The sequence below is a fragment of the Streptomyces beihaiensis genome (assembly GCF_026274175.1).
Classification (GTDB): domain Bacteria; phylum Actinomycetota; class Actinomycetes; order Streptomycetales; family Streptomycetaceae; genus Streptomyces; species Streptomyces beihaiensis.
In genome coordinates this window covers 1-26,527 of the sequence record NZ_JAPHNL010000283.1, presented here as the reverse complement: position 1 = coordinate 26,527, position 26,527 = coordinate 1, and the positions used below count along the sequence as shown (strand labels likewise).

At 73.1% G+C, this 26,527-nt stretch carries 21 protein-coding genes and 1 pseudogene; 15 read left to right on the top strand and 7 right to left on the bottom strand.

Annotated features, from left to right (window positions below):
* Positions 1 to 13: 13 nt before the first annotated feature.
* Complete coding sequence (locus OFY01_RS24275; protein WP_266603254.1) at positions 14 to 1,552, bottom strand: DUF2252 domain-containing protein; 1,539 nt, start codon at positions 1,550 to 1,552, stop codon at positions 14 to 16.
* A 17-nt stretch (positions 1,553 to 1,569) separates the two neighbouring features.
* Positions 1,570 to 2,058 (bottom strand): hypothetical protein, encoded by a 489-nt coding sequence (locus OFY01_RS24270; protein ID WP_266603253.1) that lies wholly within the window; start codon positions 2,056 to 2,058, stop codon positions 1,570 to 1,572.
* 216 nt (positions 2,059 to 2,274) lie between these two features.
* On the opposite strand from OFY01_RS24270, the gene OFY01_RS24265 reads away from it, so the two are divergent.
* Complete coding sequence (locus OFY01_RS24265; protein ID WP_266603252.1) at positions 2,275 to 3,510, top strand: winged helix DNA-binding domain-containing protein; 1,236 nt, start codon at positions 2,275 to 2,277, stop codon at positions 3,508 to 3,510.
* A gap of 108 nt (positions 3,511 to 3,618) precedes the next feature.
* Here the strand turns inward: OFY01_RS24265 and OFY01_RS24260 are convergent, their stop codons facing one another.
* A complete protein-coding gene (locus tag OFY01_RS24260) occupies positions 3,619 to 3,897 on the bottom strand; it encodes a hypothetical protein (protein ID WP_407700413.1) in 279 nt (92 codons plus the stop codon).
* A gap of 125 nt (positions 3,898 to 4,022) precedes the next feature.
* Between OFY01_RS24260 and OFY01_RS24255 the strand changes: the two genes are divergently transcribed.
* Positions 4,023 to 4,388, top strand: coding sequence for an arsenate reductase family protein (locus OFY01_RS24255; protein WP_266603250.1), 366 nt, complete (start codon positions 4,023 to 4,025; stop codon positions 4,386 to 4,388).
* A 142-nt stretch (positions 4,389 to 4,530) separates the two neighbouring features.
* Here the strand turns inward: OFY01_RS24255 and OFY01_RS24250 are convergent, their stop codons facing one another.
* Positions 4,531 to 4,716: a hypothetical protein gene (locus OFY01_RS24250; RefSeq protein WP_266603277.1), complete on the bottom strand. Its 186-nt coding sequence runs from the start codon at positions 4,714 to 4,716 to the stop codon at positions 4,531 to 4,533.
* Here OFY01_RS24250 and OFY01_RS24245 point away from each other — a divergent pair.
* From OFY01_RS24245 to OFY01_RS24215, 7 genes and pseudogenes are all read left to right on the top strand, one after another.
* A pseudogene (locus OFY01_RS24245) lies at positions 4,631 to 5,027 on the top strand (glutamine synthetase); the annotation flags it as partial. The gene OFY01_RS24250 and the pseudogene OFY01_RS24245 sit on opposite strands and share 86 nt — an antisense overlap.
* A 162-nt stretch (positions 5,028 to 5,189) precedes the next feature.
* Entirely contained in the window at positions 5,190 to 6,455 is a 1,266-nt protein-coding gene (locus tag OFY01_RS24240) for a sensor histidine kinase (protein WP_266603249.1), read from the top strand.
* Positions 6,440 to 7,102, top strand: a complete 663-nt coding sequence (locus OFY01_RS24235; RefSeq protein WP_266603248.1) for a response regulator transcription factor — start codon at positions 6,440 to 6,442, stop codon at positions 7,100 to 7,102. The genes OFY01_RS24240 and OFY01_RS24235 overlap by 16 nt, the downstream gene beginning before the upstream one ends.
* Positions 7,103 to 7,283: 181 nt before the next feature.
* Complete coding sequence (locus tag OFY01_RS24230; RefSeq protein WP_266603247.1) at positions 7,284 to 10,412, top strand: alpha-N-acetylglucosaminidase; 3,129 nt, start codon at positions 7,284 to 7,286, stop codon at positions 10,410 to 10,412.
* 333 nt (positions 10,413 to 10,745) lie between these two features.
* Positions 10,746 to 11,654 carry a metal-dependent hydrolase gene (locus OFY01_RS24225; protein WP_266603246.1) on the top strand — a complete coding sequence of 303 codons (909 nt, stop codon included), beginning with the start codon at positions 10,746 to 10,748 and terminating at the stop codon, positions 11,652 to 11,654.
* Complete coding sequence (locus OFY01_RS24220) at positions 11,651 to 12,739, top strand: PDR/VanB family oxidoreductase (protein ID WP_266603245.1); 1,089 nt, start codon at positions 11,651 to 11,653, stop codon at positions 12,737 to 12,739. Before OFY01_RS24225 ends, OFY01_RS24220 begins: the two co-directional genes overlap by 4 nt.
* A 48-nt stretch (positions 12,740 to 12,787) precedes the next feature.
* Entirely contained in the window at positions 12,788 to 13,480 is a 693-nt protein-coding gene (locus OFY01_RS24215; RefSeq protein ID WP_266603244.1) for a TetR/AcrR family transcriptional regulator, read from the top strand.
* Between the two features lie 21 nt (positions 13,481 to 13,501).
* Here OFY01_RS24215 and OFY01_RS24210 read toward each other — a convergent pair whose 3' ends face one another.
* A complete protein-coding gene (locus tag OFY01_RS24210; RefSeq protein ID WP_266603243.1) occupies positions 13,502 to 13,846 on the bottom strand; it encodes a tautomerase family protein in 345 nt (114 codons plus the stop codon).
* A gap of 86 nt (positions 13,847 to 13,932) precedes the next feature.
* On the opposite strand from OFY01_RS24210, the gene OFY01_RS24205 reads away from it, so the two are divergent.
* Positions 13,933 to 14,976, top strand: a complete 1,044-nt coding sequence (locus OFY01_RS24205; protein ID WP_266603242.1) for a LacI family DNA-binding transcriptional regulator — start codon at positions 13,933 to 13,935, stop codon at positions 14,974 to 14,976.
* A gap of 75 nt (positions 14,977 to 15,051) precedes the next feature.
* On the top strand, positions 15,052 to 15,939 hold the full coding sequence (locus OFY01_RS24200; protein ID WP_266603241.1) for a phosphatase PAP2 family protein: 888 nt from the start codon (positions 15,052 to 15,054) through the stop codon (positions 15,937 to 15,939).
* Here the strand turns inward: OFY01_RS24200 and OFY01_RS24195 are convergent.
* A complete protein-coding gene (locus OFY01_RS24195) occupies positions 15,921 to 19,022 on the bottom strand; it encodes a bifunctional [glutamine synthetase] adenylyltransferase/[glutamine synthetase]-adenylyl-L-tyrosine phosphorylase (protein WP_266603240.1) in 3,102 nt (1,033 codons plus the stop codon). The two genes, OFY01_RS24200 and OFY01_RS24195, sit on opposite strands and share 19 nt — an antisense overlap.
* Before the next feature lie 302 nt (positions 19,023 to 19,324).
* On the opposite strand from OFY01_RS24195, the gene OFY01_RS24190 reads away from it, so the two are divergent.
* Positions 19,325 to 20,215, top strand: a complete 891-nt coding sequence (locus OFY01_RS24190) for an alkaline phosphatase family protein (RefSeq protein WP_266603239.1) — start codon at positions 19,325 to 19,327, stop codon at positions 20,213 to 20,215.
* Between the two features lie 281 nt (positions 20,216 to 20,496).
* Here OFY01_RS24190 and OFY01_RS24185 read toward each other — a convergent pair whose 3' ends face one another.
* On the bottom strand, positions 20,497 to 21,858 hold the full coding sequence (locus OFY01_RS24185) for a glutamine synthetase family protein (RefSeq protein WP_266603275.1): 1,362 nt from the start codon (positions 21,856 to 21,858) through the stop codon (positions 20,497 to 20,499).
* Positions 21,859 to 22,315: 457 nt separating this feature from the next.
* On the opposite strand from OFY01_RS24185, the gene OFY01_RS24180 reads away from it, so the two are divergent.
* The 3 genes from OFY01_RS24180 to OFY01_RS24170 all read left to right on the top strand — a co-directional run bounded on the left by OFY01_RS24180 (position 22,316) and on the right by OFY01_RS24170 (position 26,404).
* Entirely contained in the window at positions 22,316 to 24,256 is a 1,941-nt protein-coding gene (locus OFY01_RS24180; RefSeq protein ID WP_266603238.1) for a S53 family peptidase, read from the top strand.
* A 98-nt stretch (positions 24,257 to 24,354) separates the two neighbouring features.
* Complete coding sequence (locus tag OFY01_RS24175; RefSeq protein ID WP_266603237.1) at positions 24,355 to 24,804, top strand: hypothetical protein; 450 nt, start codon at positions 24,355 to 24,357, stop codon at positions 24,802 to 24,804.
* A gap of 73 nt (positions 24,805 to 24,877) precedes the next feature.
* On the top strand, positions 24,878 to 26,404 hold the full coding sequence (locus tag OFY01_RS24170) for a multicopper oxidase family protein (protein ID WP_266603236.1): 1,527 nt from the start codon (positions 24,878 to 24,880) through the stop codon (positions 26,402 to 26,404).
* The last annotated feature ends 123 nt before the right edge of the window (positions 26,405 to 26,527 follow it).

The following is a 26,527-nucleotide window of genomic DNA, read 5'->3' as shown; positions in this document are numbered from 1 at the left end:
GGCGGCGCCCCGGTCATCCTCCGGGCGCCGCCGTCACCACGCCCGCCGCCACCGCGTCCCGCAGCGTCGCGTGGTCCGTCGCCGTCTGGTCGGCGTAGCGGAGGGCGAAGGAGGCGATCGCGCGGTCGAAGGCGTCGCCGCTGCCGAGGTAGCCGGCGATGGCGATGCGGTCGCCTGAGCGGGCGTGGCCGCGGGCCAGGGCCGTGCCGCAGAGGCGGGCGTGCATCCGGAGGTCTTCCGGCGGCAGGCCGACGACGTCCGACGGGCCCTGTACGTCACGCAGGGTGCGCCAGTAGAAGGCGCGGCCACGCGGGCCCGTGGTCCAGCCGAGAAAGATGTCGTCGGCCGCCTGGAGCAGGCGCTGACCGCAGACGACCCGGCGGCCCGCGTGGAGGTGGGGGCCGCGGGTGGGGGTGTGGTCCTCCACCACCGAGCGGGTCGCCTCCTTGAGCTGGAGGAGGAGGGGGTCGTCGGCGTCCCTGCCGGTGAGGAGGACGACGTAGCAGCGCACGCCGACGCCGCCCACGCCGACGGCCTTGCGGGCCGCGTCGACGAAACGGTAGCGGTCGAGCAGGCGGCGCCGGTCGTCGTCGATCGTGGAGCGGTGGTCGCTGAACATCTTGCGCAGGGCCGCCGCGTCGGAGGGGCCCGCGGGTTCCAGGAGGGGCGGGTCGGGGGCGATGCGGCGAAGTCCGTTTCCGGCGGTCTCGGTGAGTTCGGCCAAAGAGCGCAGTTCGGTGCGGTGAGTGGGGTGGGAGAGGGTGCCGGCAAAGCGGCGCCGGCGGCGGGCCGAGCGGATCAGCGGGAGCAGTTCGTGCGCGTCGGTGCGTTCGTACCAGACCGCCAGTTCGCCGAGGGCGGCCAGGCGTCGCATCTGCACGCGGTACGCGGTGGCGCCCGCGCGGGCGGCACGCAGGGCCTCCTTGTCGGTGTGGCCGCTGTCGCGGGCGGCGACGGCGACCGACGCGGCGAGCCGTTTGACGTCCCATTCGAACGGGCCCGGGTAGGTCTCGTCGAAGTCGTCGACGTCGAAGAGGAGGGCGCGCTCCGGTGTGGCGTACAGGCCGAAGTTCAGCAGGTGGGCGTCGCCGCAGAGCTGGACGGTCAGGCCGGTGTGCGGCAGCGCCGCGAGGTCGCCCGCCATGACGGCGGCGGCGCCGCGCAGGAACGGCAGCGGTCCGGCCGCCATCCGCCCGTACCGCACCGGCAGCAGCTCCGGGAGCCGGTCGGCGGCCTGCCGCTCCAGGACGACGACCGGGTCCGGCCGGTCGGCGGCCGGGATCCACGGGGCGTGGGCCGAGCGGGGGACCTGCCTGCGGATCCGTCGCCCGTGCTCGGCGCGCTCGGCGGGGGTGCGATGGGTGGTGCCGTGGAGGGCCGCGTCCCCTGACGCGGGGCTGTGGAACGCCGAGTCGCGGGCCGTGCGGCGGCGGAAGGGCGGGTTCCTGGGAGTGAGGCCGCGCAGGGAGGCGGGGTCCTGGTCGGCGAGGGTGCGGTCGGCGCGAGCGCTGCCACCGTCAGCGGAGTCGTCGCGGTCGGCCGGGCTGGTCATGGCTCTGGCCCCGCCGTTCAGTTGCGCAGCGCTCGGGCGACGTCGGCGGTGACGTGGCCGCCGAGGGCGCGGTTGCTGCGAGCCGTGGCCTTCTTCGAGGCGCCCGCCTCGACGCCGTCGACCGTCACGACGACCGCGTCGAGGAGGTTGCCGCCGCTGTCGCGGAAGTCGACCTCGACGGCGTACGAGGCCGTGGCCGCGGTGCCGTTCGTGGCGGTGACCTCGGTGGTGGCGCGGCCGTCGGCGTCCTTCTTCACCGCGCCGGTCTTCACGTCGCCCTTGGCGTCGGCCCGGCCCTTGAACGCGTCGAGCCGTCTTTTCGCCTCGGCCGTCGCGGACGCCGCGACGGCCGCTCCCTTGGACGCGGCCGACGAGGCGAACGACGCCGCCTTGGACGCCGCGCCGGACGGGGACGTGCCCGAGCCGTCGGAGCAGCCCGCCTCGCCGAGGGCGACCGTCGCCGTCAGCGCGGCCGCGGCCACCACCCGTATGCCTCGCCTGACCATCGTGGAACGCCTCCCTCCGGCCTCCGGACCGCCGTACTCCGGTCGCACCAGTCAACGGTGCGCCCGCACGGCCCGCATGCCAAACACGGCAATCAGGTGAGACCAGGTGATCGATCCGGCAGGATGAGCGGTATGAACGCCGGGAACCCCGAGGCCGGGACCGCCCATGCCGGGAACGCCGACACCCGGACCCCCGATACCGGAAATGTGAAAGCCGTGAACGCTGTGAACGCGAGCAAGCGCGGCGGGCAGGGGCCCGCCCGGCACATCGGCACGGACGAGCGGCGGCTGCGGCTCGCCCTCGCCCACCGTCTGGCCCCGACCGCACGCGCGGCCGACGCCCCCGAGGTCGCCCGGTCGCTCGTCGCGCTGCACGGCACGGACCCGGCCACGGTGTACCTGGCGGTGGGCGCGCGGCTCACCGATGCGGGCGGGGCCGTCGCGGACGTGGAGCGCGCGCTGTACGAGGACCGGGCGCTGGTGCGGATGCACGGGATGCGGCACACGGTGTTCGTGTTCCCGACGGAACTGGCCGCCGTGGTGCACGCGTCGACCGGTCTCGCGGTCGCGGCGCGGGAGCGGGCCAACCTGCTGAAGGACTTGACGGTGGGCGGCGACGGCCATCTCACGCCCGAGTGGCTGGCGCAGGTGGAGGCGTCGACGCTCGCCTTCCTCGAACGGCGCGGCCAGGCCACGGTCGCCGAACTCGCCGCCGACGAACCGCGGTTGCGGGAGCGGTTCACGTACGGCAAGGGCAAGAGCTATGAGGCCCCGCACACCGTGTCGTCGCGGTTGATGCGGGTCCTCGGAGTGGAGGGGAAGGTCGTCCGCGGGCGGCCGCTCGGCTCGTGGACGTCGAGCCAGTTCCGCTGGGCCACCGCTCCCCCGCACCCCGAACTCCCCTCCGCCGAGGCCCAGTCGGAGCTGCTGCGCCGCTGGCTCGCGGTGTGCGGTCCGGCCACGGAGGGCGACCTGAAGTGGTGGACGGGCTGGAAGGTCACGGACGTGCGCCGGGCGCTCGCGGCGGTCGGCGCGGTGCCGGTCACCCTCGACGGCGACGGCGACGGCGTGGTCGGCTACGTGCTGCCGGACCAGGTGGACGCGCCGCCCACGGAGTCGGACGAGCCCTGGGCGGCGCTCCTTCCCGCCCTCGATCCGACCGCCATGGGCTGGCAGGACCGCGACTGGTACTGCGCGCCAAAGCTGCGCCCCGCCCTGTTCGACCGCAGTGGCAACATCGGCCCGACGGTGTGGTGGAACGGCCGCGTGGTGGGCGGCTGGGCCCAGGACCGGGAGGGCCGGGTGGTGTGGCGGCTGCTCGACCGGAAGGCCGGGCGCGAGGCGGAGCAGGCGGTGCGGCGTGAGGCGGGGCGCCTGTCGGAGTGGCTGGGGGACACGGTGGTGACCCCGCGGTTCCGTACCCCGATGGAGAAGGAACTGTCGGGCCGCTGAGGACGCGGACGGGCAACCGGTGGGCGGGCGCGGCGGAACCGCGGCGGCCGGGGCGTCGCACCGCCCCGGCCGCCCACCGGCAGTCGCCCACCGGTTACCGGCGATCGCCTACCGGCAGTACCGCATGAGCGCCCGCACCATGTGGCACGTGGTGTCGGACGGCGGACGGATGCCGATGAGCTCGGCGGTGGAGCGGATCCTGTTGTTGTGGGCCTGGTTCGGCAGGTACACGCCCGAGTCCAGCAGGGCTATCGCCAGGCGCATGGCCTTGAGCCGGCGGTTGTGGGTGATGTACCACTCGCGGGGACGCCCCGCGGGGAGCGGCTTCCTGGCCAGCGGTGAGTACGGCAGATCGAACAACACGGGTGCGGCAGCGGGCACGGGCATCCTCCTGTCGCCTACGCCGAGAGCCCCCGAAGCTCTCGAACACTGCTTCTATTCTATCGCCGCCCACTGACAAAAGCCCCTGGCCAAACGGCGTTTGACGGCGCACCACGGGTACCGTTGCCGCCATGGAGATCTGGATCAACCCGGCCTGTTCCAAGTGCCGCAGCGCCCTCACCCAGCTCGACGCGGAGGGCGCCGACTACACGGTCCGCCGCTACCTGGAGGACGTCCCCGCCCCCGCCGAGATCCGTGCCGTGCTCGACCGGCTCGGCCTCGAACCGTGGGACATCACCCGCACCCAGGAAGCCGTCGCGAAGGAGCTCGGCCTCAAGACGTGGGCCCGCGACGCGACGACCCGCGACCAGTGGATCGAGGCCCTGTCCGCCCACCCGAAGCTGATCCAGCGCCCTATCATCACCGCCGACGACGGCACGGCGGTGGTGGCGCGCTCGCAGGAAGCCGTACAGGAAGCGATGAAGCGCGGCAGCTGAGCGCCGTCCGGCCCGCCGCGGCCCCCCGCCGGCCCCTGGGGCCCCTCGCGGCCGGGCCGGCCTCACGAGGCCCGCCGGGCTCCCGGGCGGCCCGGGTGACGCGGGGTTCACGGACGGGCAATGGGTGGGAAACGGGTCGTTGTCAGGCTGCCCGGCGGACAGCGACCCGCTCCTTGAGGATGTGGCCCGTGACGTTCAAGGCCGAGTACATCTGGATCGACGGCACCGAGCCGACGGCCAAGCTGCGCTCGAAGACGAGGATAATCGCGGGCTCGCCCGCCGGTCTCGACGCGTTGCCCGTCTGGGGCTTCGACGGGTCGAGCACCAACCAGGCCGAGGGCCACGCCTCCGACCGCGTGCGAGGCGCTCGGCGAGGGCTCCAAGCCGATGGACCACGTCAAGCACTACGGCGCCGGGATCGACGACCGGCTGACCGGTCTGCACGAGACGGCCCCGTGGAACGAGTACTCGTACGGCGTCTCGAACCGCGGCGCCTGCGTCCGCATCCCCTGGCAGGTCGAGAAGGACGGCAAGGGGTACACCGAGGACCGGCGGCCGAACGCCAACGTCGACCCGTACGTCGTCACGCGCCCGCTCGTCGACACGTGCTGCACCGCGCTGGAGAAGGCCGGGCAGGTCTGGCCCACCCCAGCCCCTCGCGCTCCCGCCCGGTGGGGGTGTCACCAGGTACACCCCCGTTCCGGGGGCCTCTCCTCCTGACCGGCCACCCCGTCCGCGGCCACACTGGACCGCAAGGAACGGGCGGATCAGCCCGATCGGGCGGAACGGACGGAGTGCGGCATGGGTACGAGGGTGCGGGGGGCCGTGGTGGCGGGGGCGCGGGGGGTGGTGCTCGCCGTGGCGGGGCTCGCCGGGTCGATCACCTTGTTCGTCGTGTCCGTGCTGTCCATCGCCCTGGTTCCGCTGGGCGTGGGCGCCCTGGCCACACCGTCGGTGCTCGGCCTGGTGCGCTTCTGGGCGAACCGGCGGCGGGTCGCCGCCGCCGAGTGGTGCGGGATACGGATCCCGGCGGCGTACCGGCCGCTGCCGCCTGACGTGGGCGGCGGGCCCGCCGGGCAGGTACGGCGGACCCGGCTCGTGCTCGGCGACCCGGCGACCTGGCGGGATCTGCGGTGGCTGCTCGTCGACATGACCGCCGGGTGCGTGACCGCGCTGCTGCCCGCGGCCCTCATGCTGTATCCGCTGGAGGGGTACGCGATGGCCGCCGGGCTCTGGCGGGCCGTCACGGACGGCACGCACATCGGCTACTGGTACGCGTTCGTGCCGATCTCCGGGCAGGGCAGCGCGCTGCTCGCCGCACTGCTGGGCACCGTGTTCCTCGCCGTCGGGATGTACGCGGCTCCCGCGCTGCTGCGGGCCCACTTCCGGGTCACGCGCGCGGCGCTCGCGCCGTCCGACGGTGAACTGACCGAGCGGGTCCGCGTACTGACCGAGACACGGCGGGACGCCGTGGACACGTCCGCCGCCGAGCTGCGCCGCATCGAGCGCGACCTGCACGACGGGGCGCAGGCGCGGCTCGTCGCCGTGGGCATGGACCTCGGCACGGTCGAGGCGCTCATCGAGAAGGACCCCGCGAAGGCCAGGGAACTGCTCGCGCAGGCGCGCCGGTCCTCCGCCGACGCGCTGACCGAGCTGCGCGACCTGGTCCGTGGCATCCATCCGCCGGTACTCGCCGAGCGCGGGCTCGGGGACGCCGTACGGGCGCTCGCGCTCAGGCTCCCGGTGCCCACCGAGGTGGACGTGGAGCTGCCGGGGCGGGCCGACGCCCCCGTGGAGTCGGCGGCGTACTTCGCGGTCAGCGAGACCCTCACCAACGCGGTGAAGCACGCGGGCGCCGGCCGTGTGTGGGTCGACGTCCGCCACAGTGCCGGCATGCTGCGTATCTCCGTCACCGACAACGGCGAGGGCGGCGCGGTGGTCGGCGCGGGCGGCGGCCTGGACGGCATCGAGCGCAGGCTGGGTACATTCGACGGTGTCCTCGCCGTCAGCTCCCCCGCGGGCGGTCCGACCATGGTGACCATGGAGATCCCTTGCGCGTTGTCCTAGCGGAAGACCTGTTCCTGCTGCGGGACGGGCTCGTGCGGCTCCTGGAGGCGTACGACTTCGAGATCGCGGCCGCCGTCGAGAGCGGCCCCGAACTCGCCAAGGCCCTGGCCGAGTCGAGTCCCGACGTCGCCGTCGTCGACGTGCGGCTCCCGCCCTCGCACACCGACGAGGGGCTGCAGTGCGCGCTCGCCGCGCGGCGCGAGCGGCCGGGCCTTCCGGTGCTCGTCCTGTCCCAGCACGTCGAGCGGTTGTACGCGCGTGAGCTGCTCGCGGACGGCAGCGGCGGGGTCGGCTATCTGCTCAAGGACCGGGTCTTCGACGCCGAGCAGTTCGTGGACGCGGTGCGGAGGGTGGCGGGTGGCGGGACCGCGATGGACCCGCAGGTCATCCAGCAGTTGCTGTCGCGCCGCGCGGCGGACGAACCGCTTGGCGGGCCCACGCCGCTCACACCGCGCGAGCTGGAGGTGCTGGAACTGATGGCACAGGGGCGGTCCAACGCGGCCATCGCCGGTCAGCTCGTCGTCACCGAACGGGCCGTCGCCAAGCACACCTCCAACATTTTCGCCAAGCTCGGCCTGCCGGTCTCGGACGACGACAACCGTAGGGTTCTGGCCGTTCTCGCGTATCTGGACCGGGACGGGCGGTGAGCGCCGCGGGGCGTGGACCGGGCGCGGGAGCCGGGACACCGCCGGGTACGCCGATCCGCCGTCGCGTTCGTACGGCGTCAACTCCGCGCCACTGTGATCCCGTTGCCCGCGCGTCCCGTTGAGCACGGGCCGCCGCCCCGTTAGCGTGCGCCGCACCATCCGCGACGCAGGGGGTCACCGCATGCCCAGCACACCCGCGCCAAGGCGACGCACGGTCCTTCAGGCGGCGGGCGCCGTCGGTGCAGGCACGGCGCTCACCGGCCTGGGCAGCGGCGGGGCACACGCCGCCGCCCCGCCCCTCGGCACCCTTGCCGCGCAGGCCGCGCTGCGCAGACGGCTGCCGCACCACGCCGACCAGTTCCGCCTCGCACTGGTGGCCGACTCGGGCGAGGGCGACCGCTTCCGGGTGACCGGGACGCGGGGCCGCATCACCGTCGAAGGGACGACCCCGGCCGTGCTTCTGGCCGGGGTCCACTGGTACCTGAAGTACGTGTGCGGTGCGCACATCGCGTGGAACGGCAGCCAGCTCGACCACCTGCCGCGCCGGCTGCCCGCCCCGTCCCGCCCGTTGGAACGGTCCACCGCTCTGCCGCACCGCTTCGCGCTCAACGACACCAACGACGGCTACACGGGCCCGTACGAGGACTGGCCGTACTGGGAGCGTCTGATCGACGTCCTCGCACTGCACGGCTGCAACGAGGTGCTGGTCGTCGCCGGCATGGAGGCCGTCTACCACCGGGTCCTCACCGACTTCCACTACAGCGACGAGGAGGCGCGCGCCTGGCTGCCCGCCCCCTCCCACCAGCCGTGGTGGCTGTTGCAGAACCTGTACGGGTACGGCGGCCCGCTCTCCGCCGCACTGATCGCGCGACGCGCCGGGCTGGGTCGCCGGATCACCGATCGGCTGCGTGCGCTCGGGATGCGGCCCGTCATGCCCGGCTACTACGGGCATGTGCCCAAGGAGTTCGCCGAGCGCAACGGCGGTGACGCGCACGTCGTCCCGCAAGGCACCTGGCACGGCTTCCAGCGGCCCGGCTGGCTCGACCCGCGCACCACCTCCTTCGCCCGCGTCGCCGCGTCGTTCTACCGGCACCAGAAGGACCTGTTCGGCGACATCGACGCCTTCAAGATGGATCTGCTGCACGAGGGCGGCACGGCTGGTGACGTCCCGGTGGCGGGCGCCGCGCGCGGCGTCGAGACGGCGCTGCGGACGAACAGGCCCGGCGCGACCTGGGTGATCCTGGGCTGGGAGTCCAACCCGCTGCCCGAACTGCTGGCCGCCGTCGACAAGAAGAAGATGCTGATCGTCGACGGTGTCTCGGACCGCTACTCGTCCGTCACCGACCGGGAGAAGGACTGGGCCGGCACCCCGTACGCGTTCGGCACCATCCCCAACTTCGGGGGACGCACGACGACGGGGGCCCGCGCGCACGTCTGGAACGAGAAGTTCTTCGCCTGGCGCGACAAGCCGGGCAGCGCGCTGGCCGGGACGGCATACATGCCGGAGGCCACCGACCGCGACCCGGCCGCCTTCGAGCTGTGGTCCGAACTGGCCTGGACGGACCGGCCGTTGGACCGTGCGGACTGGTTCGACGGGTACGCGCGGTTCCGGTACGGGCGCGCCGACCGGCACGCCCGCGCCGCTTGGTCGGCGCTGCGCGAGACGGCGTACCAGCACCGGGCGGTGGGGCGCTCGGACCCGCACGACTCGCTGTTCGCCGCGCGGCCCGACCTGTCGGCCGACAGCGCCGCCTACTACGCGCCGCACGCCCTGACCTACGACCCGGCCCGCTTCGACGCGGCGCTCGCCGGGCTGCTCGGGGTCGCGGCCGACCTGCGGGGCAGCGCCGCGTACAAGTACGACGTCGCCGACACCGCACGACAGGCACTGGCCAACCGCAGCCGCCACCTGCTGCCGCAGCTCAAGGCGGCGTACGACGCGGGTGACCGGGAGACGTTCAAGGCGCTGGCGGCGCTGTGGCTGAAGCTGATGCGCCTCTCGGACGACGTGACGGGGACGGTGCCCGCGTTCCTGCTCGGCCCGTGGGTGCGCGCCGCGCGGACCATAGCCACGAACGCCGCGGAACGCGCCGAGTTCGAGCGCACCGCGAAGACGCTGATCACGGTGTGGGGCGGCCGGGCCACGTCCGATCCGGGCCGTCTGCGCGACTACGGAAACCGCGAATGGCACGGTCTGACGGCCGATTTCTACGTGCCGCGCTGGCAGAAGTGGCTCGACGAGCTGACCGACGCGCTCGCGGCGGGCCGCGACCCCGAGCCGGTCGACTGGTTCGCGTTCGAGGAGCCGTGGACGCGCGAGCGCAAGGACTATCCGCTGCGGCCGTACGGGGACGCGTACCGCACCGCCGCGCGGGTGCGTGACGTCCTGGCGCGGGCGCCCTACCAGGGCTCCTTGACGGTCCTGGCCGATCCGCCGGCCATGCCGCCGGGCGGCCACGCGCGTGTGGCAGCCACATTCCACAACGTCAACGGGCTGCGGGCGACCGGCCGGGTCGACTTCACGCTCGGCGGCATCGACGCGGCACCGGAGGGGCCGACGTCCCTGGCGCGCGTCGCACCGGGCGGCAAGGGCACGGTGGTCTGGCGGGCCGACGCCCCCGGAACCCCGCTGGACGCGCCGCTGCGTCCGCTGCCGTACACGCTCCAGGTGCGGTACGGACCCGAGGGTGAGCGCCGGATCACCTCCACCCGCAAGGGTGAGCTCTTCGAGGCGGGGCCGCTGGCGGCCAGCTGGAGGACGTACACCGACAACGGCGCGGTCTTCGGGCAGCTCGACGACCGGTTCGCGATCGACGGCGGGGGCGCCGACCTGTGGAAGGCCACCGCCGAGTTCGGGACGGCCTACCGCGAGGGCGGGCTGCGCGACGGCTCGTCGGTCACCGTGCGGGTGGACGCCCAGGCGGAGACCGGCCGATGGGCGCGGGCGGGCGTCGTCGCCCGCGACTCGCTGGCCACCCCCGGCTCCCCCGGTTTCGTGAACCTGGCGGTCACCCCGTCCAGCGGCGTGGTCCTCTCCTACGACACGAACGGCGACGGCACACTCGACCACTACAAGCGGATCACCGGACTCAAGGCCCCGGTGCTGCTGCGCCTGACCCGCTCCGGCGGCTCGTACACGGGCGCCTGCTCCACGGACGACGGCGCGACCTGGCGCACGGTGGCGACGGTCTCCGTGCCGGGGGCGGCGGCCGCGCAGGACGTGGGCCTGTTCATGACCGCGGCCAACGGCGGGAACGGACGGCGCGGCACGGTCGAGTTCAGCGGCTGGCGGCTGGCGCATGGCGGGTGACGGGTGTGGCGCGACCACGGCGGTCGTGGCCGCCAAGTCCGAGTCCGCCCCGGCCTGCGGGGCGCGGGACCCGCGTGTCCTCGCGGGGGTCCGCTGGAAGTCGCGGGCGGGGGACTGGTACCTGCTCGCGGCGGGCAGCGAACAGGTCACGTCCGTGCGGGCGGCGGGCGGGACCGGTGACGCTGTCCGGGCGGACGGCCGGCGGGGCGAAGGTCTCGCCGCTTCGGTGACGGGGCGCGCCGCCACGCGCCCGCGCCGTGTTCGCCGTCCGCCGGTCAAGAAAGTCTTGTCCCGGGGGTGTACCCGCTCCTTACCCGTCAGTACATTGACGCCATGTCTAATACGCGTGTCACGCTGAAGGCGCGGCAGGTCTCCTTCAGCTGGGACCGGACCCCGCTGCACTGGATCCCGGACGACCCCTTCACCACGCACACCATCAACGTGCTGCACCTCCTGCTCCCCGCAGGGGAACGGTGGTTCGTGCACGTGTACAAGCAGGTCCTCCCCCTCATCAGGGACGACCGGCTCCGCGAGGACGTCATCGGGTTCATCGGCCAGGAGGCCATGCACTCGCGGGCCCACGACGAAGTGCTTCCGCACCTGCGCGAGCTCGGTCTCGACCCGACGCCGTACACCGCGCAGGTCGACTGGTTCTTCGAGAAGCTGCTCGGCGACCGGACACTGCCGCCGGGCAGGGCACGCCGGTGGTGGCTGATGGAGCGGGTCGCCCTCATCGCGGCGATCGAGCACTACACGGCGTTCCTCGGCAACTGGGTGCTCAACGCCGACGAACTGGACCGGCGCGGCGCCGACCCGACCATGCTCGACCTGCTGCGCTGGCACGGCGCCGAGGAGGTCGAGCACCGCTCGGTGGCGTTCGACCTGTTCACGCACCTGGACGGGAGCTACCGGCGGCGCGCCCGCACCTGGGCCACCGCCTTCACCGCCCTGGTCTTCCTGTGGCAGCGCGGCGCCCGCTTCTTCATGGAGAACGACCCGACGCTGCTCGACGGCAAGGCCACCTTCAGGGACTTCTACCGCAGCGGCAAGCGGGGTGTGCTGCCCACGGCCGGTGACATGGCCCGCTCCATCCCGCGCTACCTGAGCCGCGGCTACCACCCGGAGCAGGAGGGCGACACCGCGCAGGCCGTCGCGTACCTCGCCTCCTCTCCCGCTGCCGGCTCCCACGCCGCCACCGCGGCCGAGGCCCGCTGCGACGCCCGCGCCGGAGCCGCCCGATGAGTGCCCTGACCCTGCGCAAGGCCGTCGTCGTGGCCGGTGCCGCACTCGTCGTGCGGCGGGCGCTGCGGCGCCGCGTGCGGAGTTCGCCGCTGTGGCCGATGCCCGCCCTGGAGGAGCCGATCTCGGGGCGGCCGCGCGCCCGCGCGCTGCGGCTGCTCGTCGCGCGGCACGAGACCGTGGCCGACGGTGTGGTGCAACTCCGCCTAGAGGGCCGCGCCTTGCCCTCCTGGACGCCGGGCGCCCATCTGGACCTGGTGCTGCCCTCCGGTCTCCTACGGCAGTACTCGCTGTGCGGCGACCCGGAGGACACCTCGTCGTACACCGTCGCCACCCGTCTGATCCCCGAGGACGAGGGCGGGCGCGGCGGGTCGCGCGAGGTGCACGAGCAGTTGCGGGCCGGTGTCGAGGTCGAGGTCCGCGGGCCGCGCAACCGCTTCCCGCTCGATGTGGACGCGCCCGCCCACCTGTTCGTCGCGGGCGGCATCGGCATCACGCCGATCCTGCCGATGCTGCGCGCGGTCGAGGCCGGGGGCGGGCGGTGGACGCTGCTCTACGGCGGCCGGACGCGGGCCTCGATGCCGTTCCTGGAGGAGATCGAGAAGCTCGGCGGCCCTGACGGCACGGCGAGCGGGCGGGTGACGGTCGTCGCCGAGGACGAGGGCGGACGGCCGGACCTGGGGGCGGCGTTGGCGGCGGCCGAGCCCGGCACGGCCGTGTACTGCTGCGGGCCCGAGGGGCTGATGGCCGCCGTGGAGGAGGCCCTGCCCGGCCACTGCGCGCTGCACCTGGAGCGGTTCGCGCCGCGCAACACGGCCGACGGGAACGGGCCGTTCGAGGTCGAGCTGCGCCGCACCGGCACGGTGGTCGACGTGCCCGCGGACTCGACCGTGCTTGCGGCGGTCCGGGCCGAAGTGCCCGGCATCCCGTACTCGTGCGAGCAGGGCTTCTGCGGAACGTGCCAACAGCGCGTCCTGGAGGGCGAGGTCGACCACCGCGACGAGCTGCTGACCGACGCCGAGCGCGACGGCTCGATGCTCATCTGCGTGTCGCGGGCGCGCGGCGAGCGGCTGGTGCTCGACCTGTGACGGACGGGCCCGCCGGAGCGTCCTGAATCGCTCGGTAGAGTGTTCGGCATGACTACCGGGGTGCGGCGCAGAATGGGAGTCGAGGAGCGGCGGCAGCAGTTGATCGGGGTCGCCCTCGACCTGTTCAGCCACCGCTCCCCCGACGAGGTCTCCATCGATGAGATAGCATCCGCCGCGGGCATATCGCGACCGCTGGTCTACCACTACTTCCCGGGCAAACTCAGCCTGTACGAGGCCGCGTTGAAGCGGGCGGCGCAGGATCTGGCGGCGCGCTTCGAGGAGCCGCAGGAAGGGCCGCTCGGGGCGCGGCTGCTGCGTGTGATGGACCGGTTCTTCGACTTCGTGGACGAGCACGGCCCCGGTTTCTCGGCGTTGATGCGTGGCGGTCCCGCCGTCGGCTCCTCCGCCACGAACGCGCTGATCGACTCGGTGCGGCAGGCCGCGTACGTCCAGATCCTGGCGCACCTGGGCGTGCGGGCGGCGTCGCCGCGGCTCGATCTCGTGGTGCGTTCATGGATCTCGCTGGCCGAGTCGACGGCGCTGATCTGGCTGGACGGGCGGCGCATCCCGCGTGCCGAGCTGGAGGTGCAGCTCGTCCACGACTTCGCGGCGCTCGCCGCGGTCAGCGCCGCCTACGACGAGGAGATGGCGCGGCTGCTGCGGCGCATCCTCGTGGACGAGCCGGCCGACGGCCCGTTCTCGGACCTCATCGCCCGACTCGCCGCGCTCGCGCCCGCGTAGCGCCGAGACGTCGGGGCGCGCCTACGCGATCGCCGACCGGTACGCCGGCTCCAGGTCGCGTACCTCGGCGGACAGGTGCACGCCCTCCGGTGCCTCGATGTGGCCGGGCAGCGCGGCCAGTACGGCGTCGGCGAGCGCGGCCTTGGCCTCCTCGGTGCGCCCGGCGAGCAGGGCGATCTCCACGTGGACGAGGTCCGCGGCCGCCTCCCCCGCGACGGTCGCGTCGGCGCGGCGAAAGCGCGTCTTGCAGGCCGCGGTGCGGGCGGCGACGTGCTCCACCGCGGCCGCGTGGAGGGCGCCCGCGAGAGCGGGGCGGTCGATCCGGTCGCCGAGGCCGGCGGAGTAGTCGACGGTGATCTGCGGCATGCGGGCTCCCGGGGCACGGCGGAAAGGATCTGCGGGTCGGTGCCCACGATAGGCAACACGTCACGTGGCCGGTACAGTCGCCTCCCGTGACCGCACGCCTTACCGACATAGCAGCACAAGCGGGGGTCAGCGAAGCGACGGTAAGCCGTGTGCTCAACGGCAAGCCCGGTGTCGCGGCGGCCACCCGTCAGTCCGTGCTCGCCGCCCTCGACGTCCTGGGCTACGAGCGTCCCGTGCGGCTCAAGCAGCGCAGCGCGGGCCTGGTCGGGCTGATCACGCCGGAGCTGGAGAACCCCATCTTCCCGGCGCTCGCCCAGGTCGTGGTGCAGGCCCTGACCCGGCAGGGGTACACGCCGGTGCTCGCCACGCAGACGCCCGGCGGCTCCACGGAGGACGAGCTGACCGAGATGCTGGTGGACCGGGGGGTCAGCGGCATCATCTACGTCTCGGGCCTGCACGCCGACACGACGGCCGACACCGGACGTTACGAGCGGCTGCGCGGCCGCGGTGTGCCGTTCGTACTCGTCGACGGGTTCTCGCCGAAGGTGGCGGCCCCGTTCATCTCGCCGGACGACCGTGCGGCGGCCCGGCTCGCGGTGACGCATCTCGTCTCCCTCGGCCACACCCGGATCGGCCTGGCGCTCGGGCCGCACCGGTTCGTGCCGGTGCTGCGCAAGACGGAGGGGTTCGTGCGTGCCATGGGCGACCTGCTGGGCCTGTCCGGGAAGGACGTCGAGCGCGAGCTGATCCAGCATTCGCTGTACACCCTGGAGGGCGGTCAGGCCGCGGCGGACGCGCTGCTCGGCCGGGGGTGCACGGGCGTCGTCTGCGCCAGCGACATGATGGCACTGGGTGCCGTTCGGGCGGTGCGGGAACGGGGGCTTGACGTGCCCTCGGACGTGTCGGTCGTGGGCTTCGACGACTCGACGCTGGTCGCCTTCACCGATCCGCCGCTGACCACGGTCCGCAAGCCGGTGCACGCGATGGGTCAGGCCGCCGTGCACACGCTGCTGGAGGAGATCGGCGGGACACCGGCGCCGCACAGCGAATTCCTGTTCATGCCGGAGCTGGTGGTACGGGGTTCCACCGCCTCGGCCCCGCCTCGTGCCGGGGTGCGGCCTCGTCCATAGGGCGTAGCGCGTGCAATCGGGACCCACCCGAGGGATGATCGGATCAAGAGCCCGAATCTGGCAGACTCTGTGGCTATGGGTGAATCGACCGTGACCGCACAGGAAGGCCCCGAAGGGGTCACCACCTCACCCATCGCGAAGGAGGACCGCGAGGAGCTGGGATCCCACGGCGTCCTGCGCAGAGTCAGGATGCCGCGACGGCCGCGGCTGTGGTTCGAGATCCTGCTGATCGCGGTGAGTTACTGGACGTACTCGCTGATCCGCAACGCGGTCCCGGAGCAGAGGGCGAAGGCGCTGCGCAACGCGGACTGGGTGTGGAGCGTGGAGCACCACCTGGGCATCGCCGTCGAGCAGAGCGTCAACCACGCCGTCAACTCCGTGACTTGGCTTGTCGTCGGTATGAACTACTACTACGCGACGCTGCACTTCATCATGACGCTGGGTGTGCTCGTATGGCTGTTCCGCTGCCATCCCGGCCGCTACGCGGCGGCCCGCCTGGTCCTCTTCATGACCACCGTTGTCGCGCTGGTCGGTTACTACCTGACACCGCTGGCGCCGCCGCGGCTGATGTCCGACGGCCACTTCATCGACACGGTCGCCGTCCACCACACCTGGGGGTCGATGGCCTCCGGCAACCTCAAGCACATGTCGAACCAGTACGCGGCGATGCCGTCGATGCACATCGGCTGGTCGCTGTGGTGCGGTCTGACGATCTTCGCACTCGCGTCGGTTCCGTGGGTGCGGGTGCTCGGCCTTCTGTACCCGGCGCTGACCCTGGTGGTGATCGTCTCGACCGCGAACCACTTCTGGCTGGACGCGGTGGGCGGTGTGCTCTGCCTGGCCTTCGGCTTCTTCGTGGCGCGCCTGTGGTACGGGGCGCTGCCCTACCAGCTGCCGAAGCTGGTGCCGCCGCGGCTGCTGCCGCCGGTCAAGGGCGCCGGTCCTCAGGCCGCCGCCCCGTAGAACCGCTCCTCGACCACAGCCCTGGCGCGCCGCGTGGTGCGCCGGTAGTCCTCCAGCATGTCCCCGACGTGTCCGGGGTCGTACCCGAGGTAGCGGGCGACGGCGCCGAGTTCCCGCCCGTCGGAGGGGAACGTGTCGCCGGGGCGGCCGCGCACCAGCATCACCGCGTTGCGCACGCGGGTGGCGAGCACCCACGCCTCGTCGAGGACGGCCGCCTCCTCGCTCGGCAGCAGACCCGCGGCGCAGGCCGCGGCGAGCGCCTCGCGGGTACGGGTGGTGCGCAGGCCCGGTTCGGCCCAGCCGTGCTGGAGCTGGAGGAGCTGCACGGTCCATTCGACGTCGGAGAGGCCGCCGCGGCCCAGCTTGGCGTGCAGGGTCGGGTCGGCGCCGCGCGGAAGGCGTTCGGCCTCCATGCGGGCCTTGAGGCGGCGGATCTCGCGTACGGCGTCGTCGCCGAGGCCCTCGGCGGGGTAGCGCAGCGGGTCGATCAGCTCCATGAAGGCGAGGCCGAGGTCGGCGTCGCCCGCGACGGGCGTGGCGCGCAGCAGGGCCTGCGACTCCCAGACGAGGGACCAGCGGCGGTAGTACGCCTCGTACGACTTGAGGGTGCGCACCATCGGGCCGGACTTGCCCTCGGGGCGCAGGTCGGCGTCGATGAGCAGCGGTGGGTCGGCGCTGGGCAGGGCGAGCAGGCGGCGCATCTCGGAGACGACCTTGTTGGCGGCCTGGGCGGCCTCCTGTTCGTCGGCGCCGTCGCGGGGCTCGTGGACGAAGAGCACGTCGGCGTCGGAGCCGTAGCCGAGCTCGTGGCCGCCGAAGCGGCCCATGGCGATGACCGCGAAGCGGGTGGGCAGGGTGTCGCCCCAGCCGTCGCGGACGACGGCCCGCAGGGTTCCGGCGAGGGTGGCGGCGGTGAGGTCGGAGACGGCGCCGCCGACACGGTCGACGAGGGCGCCCTGGTCGGGCGGGGCGTTTCCGGCCTCGCGGGCGGCGAGCGCCTCGGGCACGCCCATGACGGCGGGCGTGCCCTCGGTGCCGTAGGAGGCGACGATCTCGGCGGCGGCGGTGCGGAACAGTTCGCGGCGGCGTACTCCGCGGGCCGCGCGCACGGCCTGCTCGTCGCCGTCGGCGCGGCCGACCGCGGCGAGGATCTCCTGTTCGAGCTGGGCGGCGCCGCGCGGCTGGAGGCCCTTGGCGTCGCCGAGCAGGGCCACGGCCTCGGGGGCGCGCATCAGCAGGTCGGGGGCGAGGCGCCCGGCGGACAGGACGCGGGCGAGGTTCTCGGCGGCGGCGCCCTCGTCGCGAAGGAGCCGCAGGTACCAGGGGGTCTTGCCGAGCGCGTCGGAGACCTTGCGGAAGTTGAGCAGTCCGGCGTCCGGGTCGGCGGAGTCCGCGAACCAGCCGAGCAGGACGGGCAGCAGGGTGCGCTGGATGGCGGCCTTGCGGCTGACGCCGGAGGCGAGGGCCTCCAGGTGGCGCAGGGCTGCGCTGGGGTCGGCGTAGCCGAGGGCGACGAGCCGTTCGCGGGCGGCGGTGGGGCTCAACCGGGTTTCGCCGGAAGGGGGTCCCCCCGCCCGAGCGAATTCGAGGGTGGGGGAGAGTTGGGCAACGGCGTCGAGCAGCGGCCGGTAGAAGAGCTTCTCGTGCAGGCGACGCACCATCGAGGTGTGGCGCTTCCAGGCGCGGCCGAGGTCGGTGATGGGTTCGGTGCGCATGCCCATGGAGCGGCCGATGCGACGCAGGTCGGCCTCGTCCTCGGGGACGAGGTGGGTGCGGCGCAGCCTGTGGAGCTGGATGCGGTGTTCGAGGGTGCGCAGGAACCGGTAGGCGTCGTCGAGCTGCACGGCGTCGACGCGGCCCACGTAGCCGCCTTCGGCGAGCGCGGCGAGCGCGTCGAGGGTGGTGCCGCTGCGCAGCGAGGCGTCGGATCTGCCGTGTACCAACTGGAGCAGCTGGACGGCGAATTCGACGTCGCGAAGGCCGCCGGGGCCGAGCTTGAGCTCGCGGTCGAGCTCGCCCGCCGGGATGTTCTCGACGACGCGGCGGCGCATCTTCTGCACATCGGGCACGAAGTTCTCGCGCTCGGCCGCCTGCCACACCAGCGGGGTGACGGCTTCGAGGTAGGCGGCGCCGAGCTCGGGGTCGCCCGCGACCGGGCGCGCCTTGAGCAGTGCCTGGAACTCCCAGGTCTTGGCCCACCGCTGGTAGTAGGCGAGGTGGGAGGAGAGGGTGCGCACCAGCGGGCCGTTGCGGCCCTCGGGCCGCAGGTTGGCGTCGACGGGCCAGATGGTGCCCTCGACGGTCGTCTCGGAGCAGATCCGCATCATGTGCGAGGCGAGCCGGGTGGCGGCCCGCAGGGCCTTGTCCGTCGTCTCGGGGTCCGCGCCGTCGGCGGCCTCGGCGACGAAGATGACGTCGACGTCGGAGACGTAATTGAGTTCGTGTCCGCCGCACTTGCCCATCGCGATCACCGCGAGGCGGCACTGCGCGGCGTCGGCGGGCGCGGCGGCGGCGGCCATGGCGAGCGCGGCGCGCAGCGTCGCCGTCGCCAGGTCGGCGAGCTCGGCGGCGGTCTGTGCGACATCGGTGGTGCCGCACACGTCGCGGGCGGCGACGGAGAGCAGGCAGCGCCGGTAGGCGACGCGCAGCGAGACGGGGTCGGTGGCGTCGGCGAGGCCGCGCTCGAACTCCTCGACGCCCGGGTGCAGATCGCTCGGCTCGTACGTGACCAGGGCCCGCCAGTCGTCGGGGTGGCGGGCGAGGTGGTCGGCGAGCGCGTCGGAGGCGCCGAGCACGCCGAGCAGCCGGTCGCGCAGCGGCTTGGCGGTGACGAGCGTGTCGAGCAGTTCGCGGCGCCCCGGTTCCCCGGCGCCGCGCTCCTGAGCCTCGGCGAGCCGCAGCAGGCCGAGCAGCGCCCGGTCGGGGTCGGCGGTGGCGCCGAGCGCGTCGAGCAGGAGCGGGTCGGCGCGCACCTCGGACAGGGCGTCGGCGTCGAGGTGGCGCTCCGCGGCGGACGGATCGGTGAACCCGTGCCGCAGCAGCCGCGTGAAGGTACTACTACGGCGTCCCTGAGGCACCGACATGCCCCGCCTCCTTCTCCAGGATCACAACTGGTCACGAGCCTACGGCCTCGGCGGGCGGCGGCGCCCGGCGGGCACCGGAAGCCTCCCGTCCGGCCGCCCCGGAAGCGACCGCCCCGGCGGAACGGCCCTCCGCACGACAGCGGGTCCCGCCGTCCACCCGAGCGGACGGGGCCCGGGCACAGTTCACCGGGATTTCATCCGTGCGGGTCCGCGCGCGTGCCGCACCCGCTCCCTGGCGTGTGCATGCTCTGGCTGCACCGTCACCGTCGTTCGCCCCGCACCCACTTCACCGGAGGTGTCACGTGACCGGCAAGACGCTCCTGAGCCGCACCCGCGGCAGGCTGCTGTCCTCGGCCGCGGCCGTCGCGGCGGCCGCCCTCGGCGGCTGGCTCGCCCTCTCCGCGGGCGTGCCCGCGCACGCCGCGACCGGGCTGCCCACCCCGGACCACACCATCGTCGTGGTCTTCGAGAACCACTCCTACGGCCAGATCATCGGCTCGTCCCGGGCCCCGTACATCAACAGCCTCGCCGACGGCGGCGCCAACCTGACGGCGTCGTACGCGCAGACGCACCCCAGCCAGCCCAACTACTACGCGCTGTTCTCCGGCGACACCCAGGGCGTCACGGACGACAGCTGTGTCGCGCCCGGCTTCTCCTCCGCGGACAACCTCGGGGCGGAGCTGCTCGCCGCCGGGAAGAGCTGGGCCAGCTACAACGAGGACCTGCCGAGCCAGGGCTCGACGGTCTGCTCGTCGGGGAACTACGCGCAGAAGCACAACCCGTGGTTCGGGTTCGGCAACGTACCCACCAGCACGGCCAAGACCTTCGCCCAGTTCCCCACGGACTACTCGACGCTCCCGAAGGTCTCGTACGTCATCCCGAACCTGTGCAGCGACATGCACAACTGCTCGGTCAAGACCGGCGACCGGTGGATCAAGAACAACCTGGGCGACTACGCGACCTGGGCCAAGAGCCACAACAGCCTTCTCGTCATCACCTTCGACGAGGACAACGGCAGCAGCGGCAACCACGTCCCCACCGTCCTGTACGGCGGGCCGGTCGCCGCCGGCTCGATGTCGTCGGCCACCTACCACCACTACGACGTGCTGCGCACCATCGAGGACATGTACGGCCTGCCGTACGCGGGTCACGCCGCGTCGGGCAAGGACATCACCGGCGTCTGGGCGCCCTGAGGCGTACCTGGGCACCCGCGACGACGCGGCCCGCGCGCCGACGGACGGACTGCGGCACAGCAGCGGCGGCGCGGCCACGGCGGCGTCCGGGCGGGCCGCCGGCCCGGCCCGCCCGACACCGCGGCAACACGACGCGACTCGCCAGGGGCGCCACGGGCGGTCGACGCCCTCTCACCACCCGCAGACGGCCTGGCACGGGTGAGCGGAACCCGGATCGGAGGGTCGCGGCGACGGGCCGCGCCCCTCGGGGGTACGCGACGGGTGAGCGACCCGGCCGACGCCTACAGCACCGGCAGGTTCTTCCGCAGCTCGAACGCCGTTACCTCGGAGCGGTACTCCTCCCACTCCTGCTTCTTGTTGCGCAGGAAGAAGTCGTACACGTGCTCGCCGAGCGTCTCGGCGACCAGTTCGCTGCGCTCCATGAGCGAGATCGCCTCGCCGAGGTTCTGCGGCAGCGGCTCGATGCCCAGGGCGCGGCGCTCCGCGTCCCGCAGCGCCCACACGTCGTCGTCGGCCCCCGGAGGGAGCTCGTAGCCCTCCTCGATGCCCTTCAGGCCCGCCGCGAGCAGCACCGCGTACGCCAAGTACGGGTTGCAGCCCGCGTCGAGCGAGCGGACCTCGACCCGTGCCGAGCCCGTCTTGCCCGGTTTGTACATGGGGACCCGGATGAGGGCCGAGCGGTTGTTGTGGCCCCAGCAGATGTAGGAGGGGGCCTCGCCGCCCGCGCCCGCCGTGCGCTCGGCGCCGCCCCAGATGCGCTTGTAGGAGTTGACCCACTGGTTGGTGACGGCGGAGATCTCCGCGGCGTGCCGCAGCAGGCCCGCGATGAAGGAGCGGCCCACCTTCGACAGCTGGTACTCGGCGCCGGACTCGTAGAACGCGTTGCGGTCGCCCTCGAAGAGGGAGAGGTGCGTGTGCATGCCGGAGCCCGGGTATTCGGAGAACGGCTTGGGCATGAACGTGGCCTGCACCCCCTGCTCAAGGGCGACCTGCTTCATGACCAGGCGGAACGTCATGATGTTGTCCGCCGTGGAGAGCGCGTCCGCGTAGCGCAGGTCGATCTCCTGCTGGCCGGGCGCGCCCTCGTGGTGGCTGAACTCGACCGAGATGCCCATGGATTCGAGCATGGTGATCGCCTGGCGGCGGAAGTCCATGCCGACGTTCTGCGGGGTGTGGTCGAAGTAGCCGGAGGTGTCGGCGGGGACCGGGCGGCTGCCGTCGAGCGGCTTGTCCTTGAGGAGGAAGAACTCGATCTCGGGATGCGTGTAGAAGGTGAAGCCGAGGTCCGAGGTCTTGGCGAGGGCCCGCTTGAGGACGTAGCGCGGGTCCGCGAAGGACGGGGAGCCGTCCGGCATGAGGATGTCGCAGAACATGCGGGCGGTGCCGGGGGCCTCCGCGCGCCAGGGCAGGACCTGGAACGTGGACGGGTCCGGCTTGGCGATCATGTCGGACTCGTAGACCCGGGCGAAGCCCTCGATGGCGGAGCCGTCGAAGCCGATGCCCTCGTCGAAGGCCTGTTCCAGCTCGGCCGGGGCCACGGCCACCGACTTCAGGAAGCCCAGCACATCCGTGAACCACAGGCGTACGAACCGGATGTCGCGCTCCTCCAGGGTCCGGAGCACGAATTCCTGCTGCTTGTCCATCTTCCGCTTCCACCCATCCTTGCTGGTCAGGCCGCCTGCTCCCGCGCTGTCGAAGGGCCTGGCCACCATCCCACCACACACCCGTTTCGTGCGCGTTGCCGACCTTGATCGTCAGTGATCGGCCGCTGTCGTGTTCATAGTGCCCGCTGGACCCCCCAGCCCCATAGTGCCTGCCGTTCGGCGGCCCGACGACAGGGGCCCGGGGAGGGGGCCGTACGGGTGAACGGGACGGGTCGGTGGTCCGGACAACCGGTGCCGGTCGCGGGTGCGCGCCGGCAGCAAGTGGAATCCATTCCTCCGGGAGCTCAAATCGGGTCATGTAGGCCAAAGTTGGGGCCATTTCCGACGGGAATTGACGTCTTCTTGATCGACTCATTTCCCTCGCGTGAATGCTTCTTGGCCAGAGTTGGGGCCCTCTGCGTGTGCACAACAACGCGCACCTGACCCAGGGGGTTTTATGAGATCCAACCGCGGCGCCCGCCGCACCCGGGCCGGCCTCAGCATCGCAGCGACACTGCCGCTGCTCGCCGGCGCCCTCGCCCTTGCCGCCCCGGCCCAGGCCGACTCAGGGGCGGGCCGCGACACCCTGTCCGGCACCAAGCCGCTGTGGGCCACGAGCTCCGCGGACAAGGGCTCCACGGCGAACAGCCACACCGTCCACGCCCGCGTCTACCTGGCCGGACGGAACGCCCGCAAGCTCACCGCGTACGCGAGGGCCGTGTCGGACCCGTCGTCCCGCCAGTACGGTCACTACCTGACCGCCAAGCAGGCCAAGGCGCGCTTCGGGGCGACGAAGCACCAGATAGCCGCGGTCACGGCCTGGCTGAAGTCCTCCGGCCTGACCGTGACCGGTACCAACGACCACTACATCTCGGTCTCGGGCGACGTGTCCGCCGCCGAGAAGGCGTTCGGCACCCAGCTGCACAACTACGCCAAGAGCGGCCACACCTACCGCGCCCCGTCGCACGCCGCCTCCGTGCCGGCCTCGCTGCACGGCGCCGTGCTCACCGTGACCGGCCTGGACAGCGCCCCGCACCACGCGACGAAGCAGGACCAGCTTCCGCCGCCGGAAGCGGTGTTCCGCAACTCGGGCCCGTTCTCCACGTACTTCGGGTCGAACATCGCGACCACGCTGCCGGACGCCTACGGCAGCAAGGTCCCGTACGCGCCGAAGGGCTACACCGGCAAGCAGCTGCGCGCCGTCTACGGGGCGGGCAAGGCCACCGGCAAGGGTGTGCGGGTCGCCATCACCGACGCGTTCGCCTCGCCGTACATCGCCCAGGACGCGCAGGCCTACGCCGCCAAGAACGGTGACGCGCCCTACGCGGCCGGCCAGTTCAACCAGGACCTGCCCAAGAGCTACAACCACGTCAAGGAGTGCGGCGGGGCCGGCTGGTACGGCGAGGAGACCCTCGACGTCGAGGCCGTGCACGCCATGGCTCCGAAGGCGAACATCACCTACGTCGGCGCGGCCTCCTGCAACGACGACGACCTGCTCGACGCGCTGAACCGGGTCGTCGACAAGCACCTGGCCGACATCGTCTCCAACTCCTGGGGCGACATCGAGGCCAACCAGACGCCGCAGCTGGCCACCGCCTACGACCAGGTCTTCAAGATGGGCGCGGTCCAGGGCATCGGCTTCTACTTCTCCTCCGGTGACAACGGTGACGAGGTCGCCAACACCGGCACGAAGCAGGTCGACACCCCGGCCAACTCCGCCTGGGTGACGGCGGTCGGCGGCACCGCGCTGGCCGTCGGCAAGAACAACACGTACAAGTGGGAGACCGGCTGGGGCACCCAGAAGTCGACGCTCTCCGCCGACGGCAAGAGCTGGACCGGCTTCCCCGGCAAGTACCTGTACGGCGCCGGCGGCGGCACCAGCAAGACCGTGAACGAGCCCTTCTACCAGTGGGGCGTCGTCCCGAACTCGCTCGCCACGGCCAACGGCGGCCACCACCGCGTCGTCCCGGACATCTCGGCCATCGCCGACCCGCAGACCGGCTTCCTGGTCGGCCAGACGCAGACCATGCCCGACGGCTCGCTCGGCTACTCCGAGTACCGCATCGGCGGCACGTCGCTGGCCGCCCCGGTGATCGCGGGCGTCCAGGCGCTCGCCCAGCAGGAGCGCGGCGGCTTCCCGATCGGCTTCGCCAACCCGGAGATCTACGCCCGGTACGGCACCGGCCTGTTCCACGACGTGACGGACCACCCGACCGGTCACGGCCTCGCCGTGATCCGCAGGGACTTCGCCAACGGCTACGACGCGTCGAACGGCGTGCTCACCTCCCTGCGCACGCTCGGCACGGACTCCTCGCTGCACGCGACCCGCGGCTACGACGACGTGACGGGTGTCGGCACGCCGGCCCGCGGCTACGTCGAGTCGTACAGCTGGTTCTGACCTCTCCTCCCCCGGGAGCCTCACGCCCGCCCCGTCGGCCTCGGCCGGCGGGGCGGGCGCGTTCGTGCCGTATACCGGGCGGGGGTAGGGTTCCGGTCATGACGAGGCCACGGGGGCGCATGAGCCGCGGGCAGCTGCTGCTGTTCGTGGCGCTGCTCCTCGGCATCGTCGGCATGCACACGCTGGGGCATCCGACGGACCGCTCCCCCGGCGCGCTCGCCCTGCCCGCGGCGCACTCCGCCCCGGCCCTGGTCCCTGCCGTCGCACCTGCCGTCGTCGCTGCCGCGGTCCGGGACGACGCCCCCGTGGTGACCCGGCCCGCCGCCCACGCGCCCGCGGCGCCCGAGCACGGCTCCACGGACCCCATGAGCGTCTGCCTCGCCGTGCTCGGATCGTTCGCGCTGCTGTTGCTGACGGCGGCCCTCGCGTCGCGGACCGCGCTCCCGGCCGCCGTACGGCCGCGGCGGCGTGGCCTGGTCCACGCCCAGCGCCCCAACCCTCCCCCGCCCCGCACCTCGCTGTCCCTCCTGTCGGTGTTGCGCGTCTAGGCCGGCGCCAGGACGCCGGAACCGACACCACCACGACCGACAGCGACACCTGACACCGAGGTGCACCACCGTCATGCGCGACATCCACCACACACCCGGCGCGCCCTCGCGCCGCACCGTCCTCGGCGCCTCCCTCGCCGCCGCGGGCACCGGCCTCCTCACCGCCTGCGGCGCCGACAGCCCGCCACGGAGCAACGCCAAGCCCGGCGGCTACGTCGCCCCGGACGGCCCCGAGGTCGCCGAGGCCGAGCGCGAGCGCGGCTCGGGCCCCGTCCGCACCGTCCAGCTCACCGCCGCGCGCACCCCGCTCGACCTGGGCGGCGGCACCACCGTCACCTCCTGGTCGTACGGCGGCGAGCTGCCCGGCGAGGAGGTCCGCGTCACCGCGGGCGACACGCTCGCCCTCACCCTCGCCAACCACCTCCCCGAGGCCACGAGCGCGCACTGGCACGGCATCGCGCTGCGCAACAACATGGACGGCGTCCCCGGCGTCACGCAGAAGGCCGTGGCGCCCGGAGCCGACTTCACCTACCGGTTCACGGTCCCCGACCCGGGCACGTACTGGGTCCACCCGCACGTCGGCACCCAGCGGGACCGGGGCCTGTACGCGCCGCTGATCGTGGACGACCCCAAGGAACCCCTGTCGTACGACAAGGAGTGGGTGGTCGTCCTCGACGACTGGCTCGACGGGGTCGACGGCTCGACCCCGGACAAGGTGCTCGGGCGGCTGCGCGGCGGGACGCGTCACAGGCGCGGCGGCATGGCCTCGCGCATGCCGATGGGCGCCGAGAGCAAGCTGCTCGGCGGCGACGCGGGCGACGTGGCCTACCCGTACTACCTGGTCAACGGGCGTACGGCGAAGGACCCTTCGGGCTTCACGGCCCGTCCGGGAGACCGGATCAGGCTGCGCATCGTCAACGCCGGCGGGGACACGGCGTTCCGCGTCGCGCTCGGCGGCCACCGGATGACCGTGACCCACGCCGACGGCTTCCCGGTGCGTCACACCACCACGGACTCGCTGGTCCTCGGGATGGGCGAGCGGTACGACGTGCTGGTCACCGCCGGCGACGGCGTCTTCCCGCTGACCGCGCTCGCGGAGGGCAAGAGGGCCTCGGCGCTCGCCGTGCTCCGTACGGGGTCCGGCGCCGTCCCGGCCGCCGACGTGCGCCCCGAGGAACTGGACGGCCGCCTGGTGACCGCGGACCGGCTCCGCGCGGCCGACTCGGTGGCCCTGCCGTCCCGTACACCGGACCGGACGATCCGGCTGCGGCTGACCGGCGGGATGGCCACGTACGACTGGGCGTTCGACGGGAAGCCGTACTCGCCGGACCAGCGGCACCCGGTCCGGGAGGGCGAACGGGTGCGGACCGAGTTCGTCAACACCACGTCGATGTGGCATCCGATCCATCTGCACGGGCACACGTTCGCGCTGGGCGCGACGCCCGGCGGGCCGCGCAAGGACACCGCTATCGTGCTGCCCGGGCAGACGGTGACGGTGGACTTCGACGCGGACAACCCCGGCCTGTGGATGGTCCACTGCCACAACGTGTACCACGCGGAGGCCGGGATGATGACGGTGCTCGGCTACCGGGCGCCCTGAAGGAGCGCGGGGCCGCGGCTCGGGCTCGTCTACGGCCGGGCGCGCAGCTCCCCGCTCCCCTTGGCGGGGACGTGGCCCGCCACGACGCGTTCGTGGACCGGGGCCGGGGTCGGGACGCGGCCC

Coding starts and splice junctions, on each gene's coding strand:
- OFY01_RS24255 (WP_266603250.1), top strand. CDS start 4,023: ATGGAGATCTGGATCAACCCGGCCTGTTCCAAGTGCCGCAGCGCCCTC.
- OFY01_RS24185 (WP_266603275.1), bottom strand. CDS start 21,858: ATGGACAAGCAGCAGGAATTCGTGCTCCGGACCCTGGAGGAGCGCGAC.
- OFY01_RS24180 (WP_266603238.1), top strand. CDS start 22,316: ATGAGATCCAACCGCGGCGCCCGCCGCACCCGGGCCGGCCTCAGCATC.
- OFY01_RS24195 (WP_266603240.1), bottom strand. CDS start 19,022: ATGTCGGTGCCTCAGGGACGCCGTAGTAGTACCTTCACGCGGCTGCTG.
- OFY01_RS24225 (WP_266603246.1), top strand. CDS start 10,746: ATGTCTAATACGCGTGTCACGCTGAAGGCGCGGCAGGTCTCCTTCAGC.
- OFY01_RS24170 (WP_266603236.1), top strand. CDS start 24,878: ATGCGCGACATCCACCACACACCCGGCGCGCCCTCGCGCCGCACCGTC.
- OFY01_RS24215 (WP_266603244.1), top strand. CDS start 12,788: ATGACTACCGGGGTGCGGCGCAGAATGGGAGTCGAGGAGCGGCGGCAG.
- OFY01_RS24230 (WP_266603247.1), top strand. CDS start 7,284: ATGCCCAGCACACCCGCGCCAAGGCGACGCACGGTCCTTCAGGCGGCG.
- OFY01_RS24175 (WP_266603237.1), top strand. CDS start 24,355: ATGACGAGGCCACGGGGGCGCATGAGCCGCGGGCAGCTGCTGCTGTTC.
- OFY01_RS24210 (WP_266603243.1), bottom strand. CDS start 13,846: ATGCCGCAGATCACCGTCGACTACTCCGCCGGCCTCGGCGACCGGATC.
- OFY01_RS24240 (WP_266603249.1), top strand. CDS start 5,190: ATGGGTACGAGGGTGCGGGGGGCCGTGGTGGCGGGGGCGCGGGGGGTG.
- OFY01_RS24270 (WP_266603253.1), bottom strand. CDS start 2,058: ATGGTCAGGCGAGGCATACGGGTGGTGGCCGCGGCCGCGCTGACGGCG.
- OFY01_RS24260 (WP_407700413.1), bottom strand. CDS start 3,897: ATGCCCGTGCCCGCTGCCGCACCCGTGTTGTTCGATCTGCCGTACTCA.
- OFY01_RS24220 (WP_266603245.1), top strand. CDS start 11,651: ATGAGTGCCCTGACCCTGCGCAAGGCCGTCGTCGTGGCCGGTGCCGCA.
- OFY01_RS24200 (WP_266603241.1), top strand. CDS start 15,052: ATGGGTGAATCGACCGTGACCGCACAGGAAGGCCCCGAAGGGGTCACC.
- OFY01_RS24275 (WP_266603254.1), bottom strand. CDS start 1,552: ATGACCAGCCCGGCCGACCGCGACGACTCCGCTGACGGTGGCAGCGCT.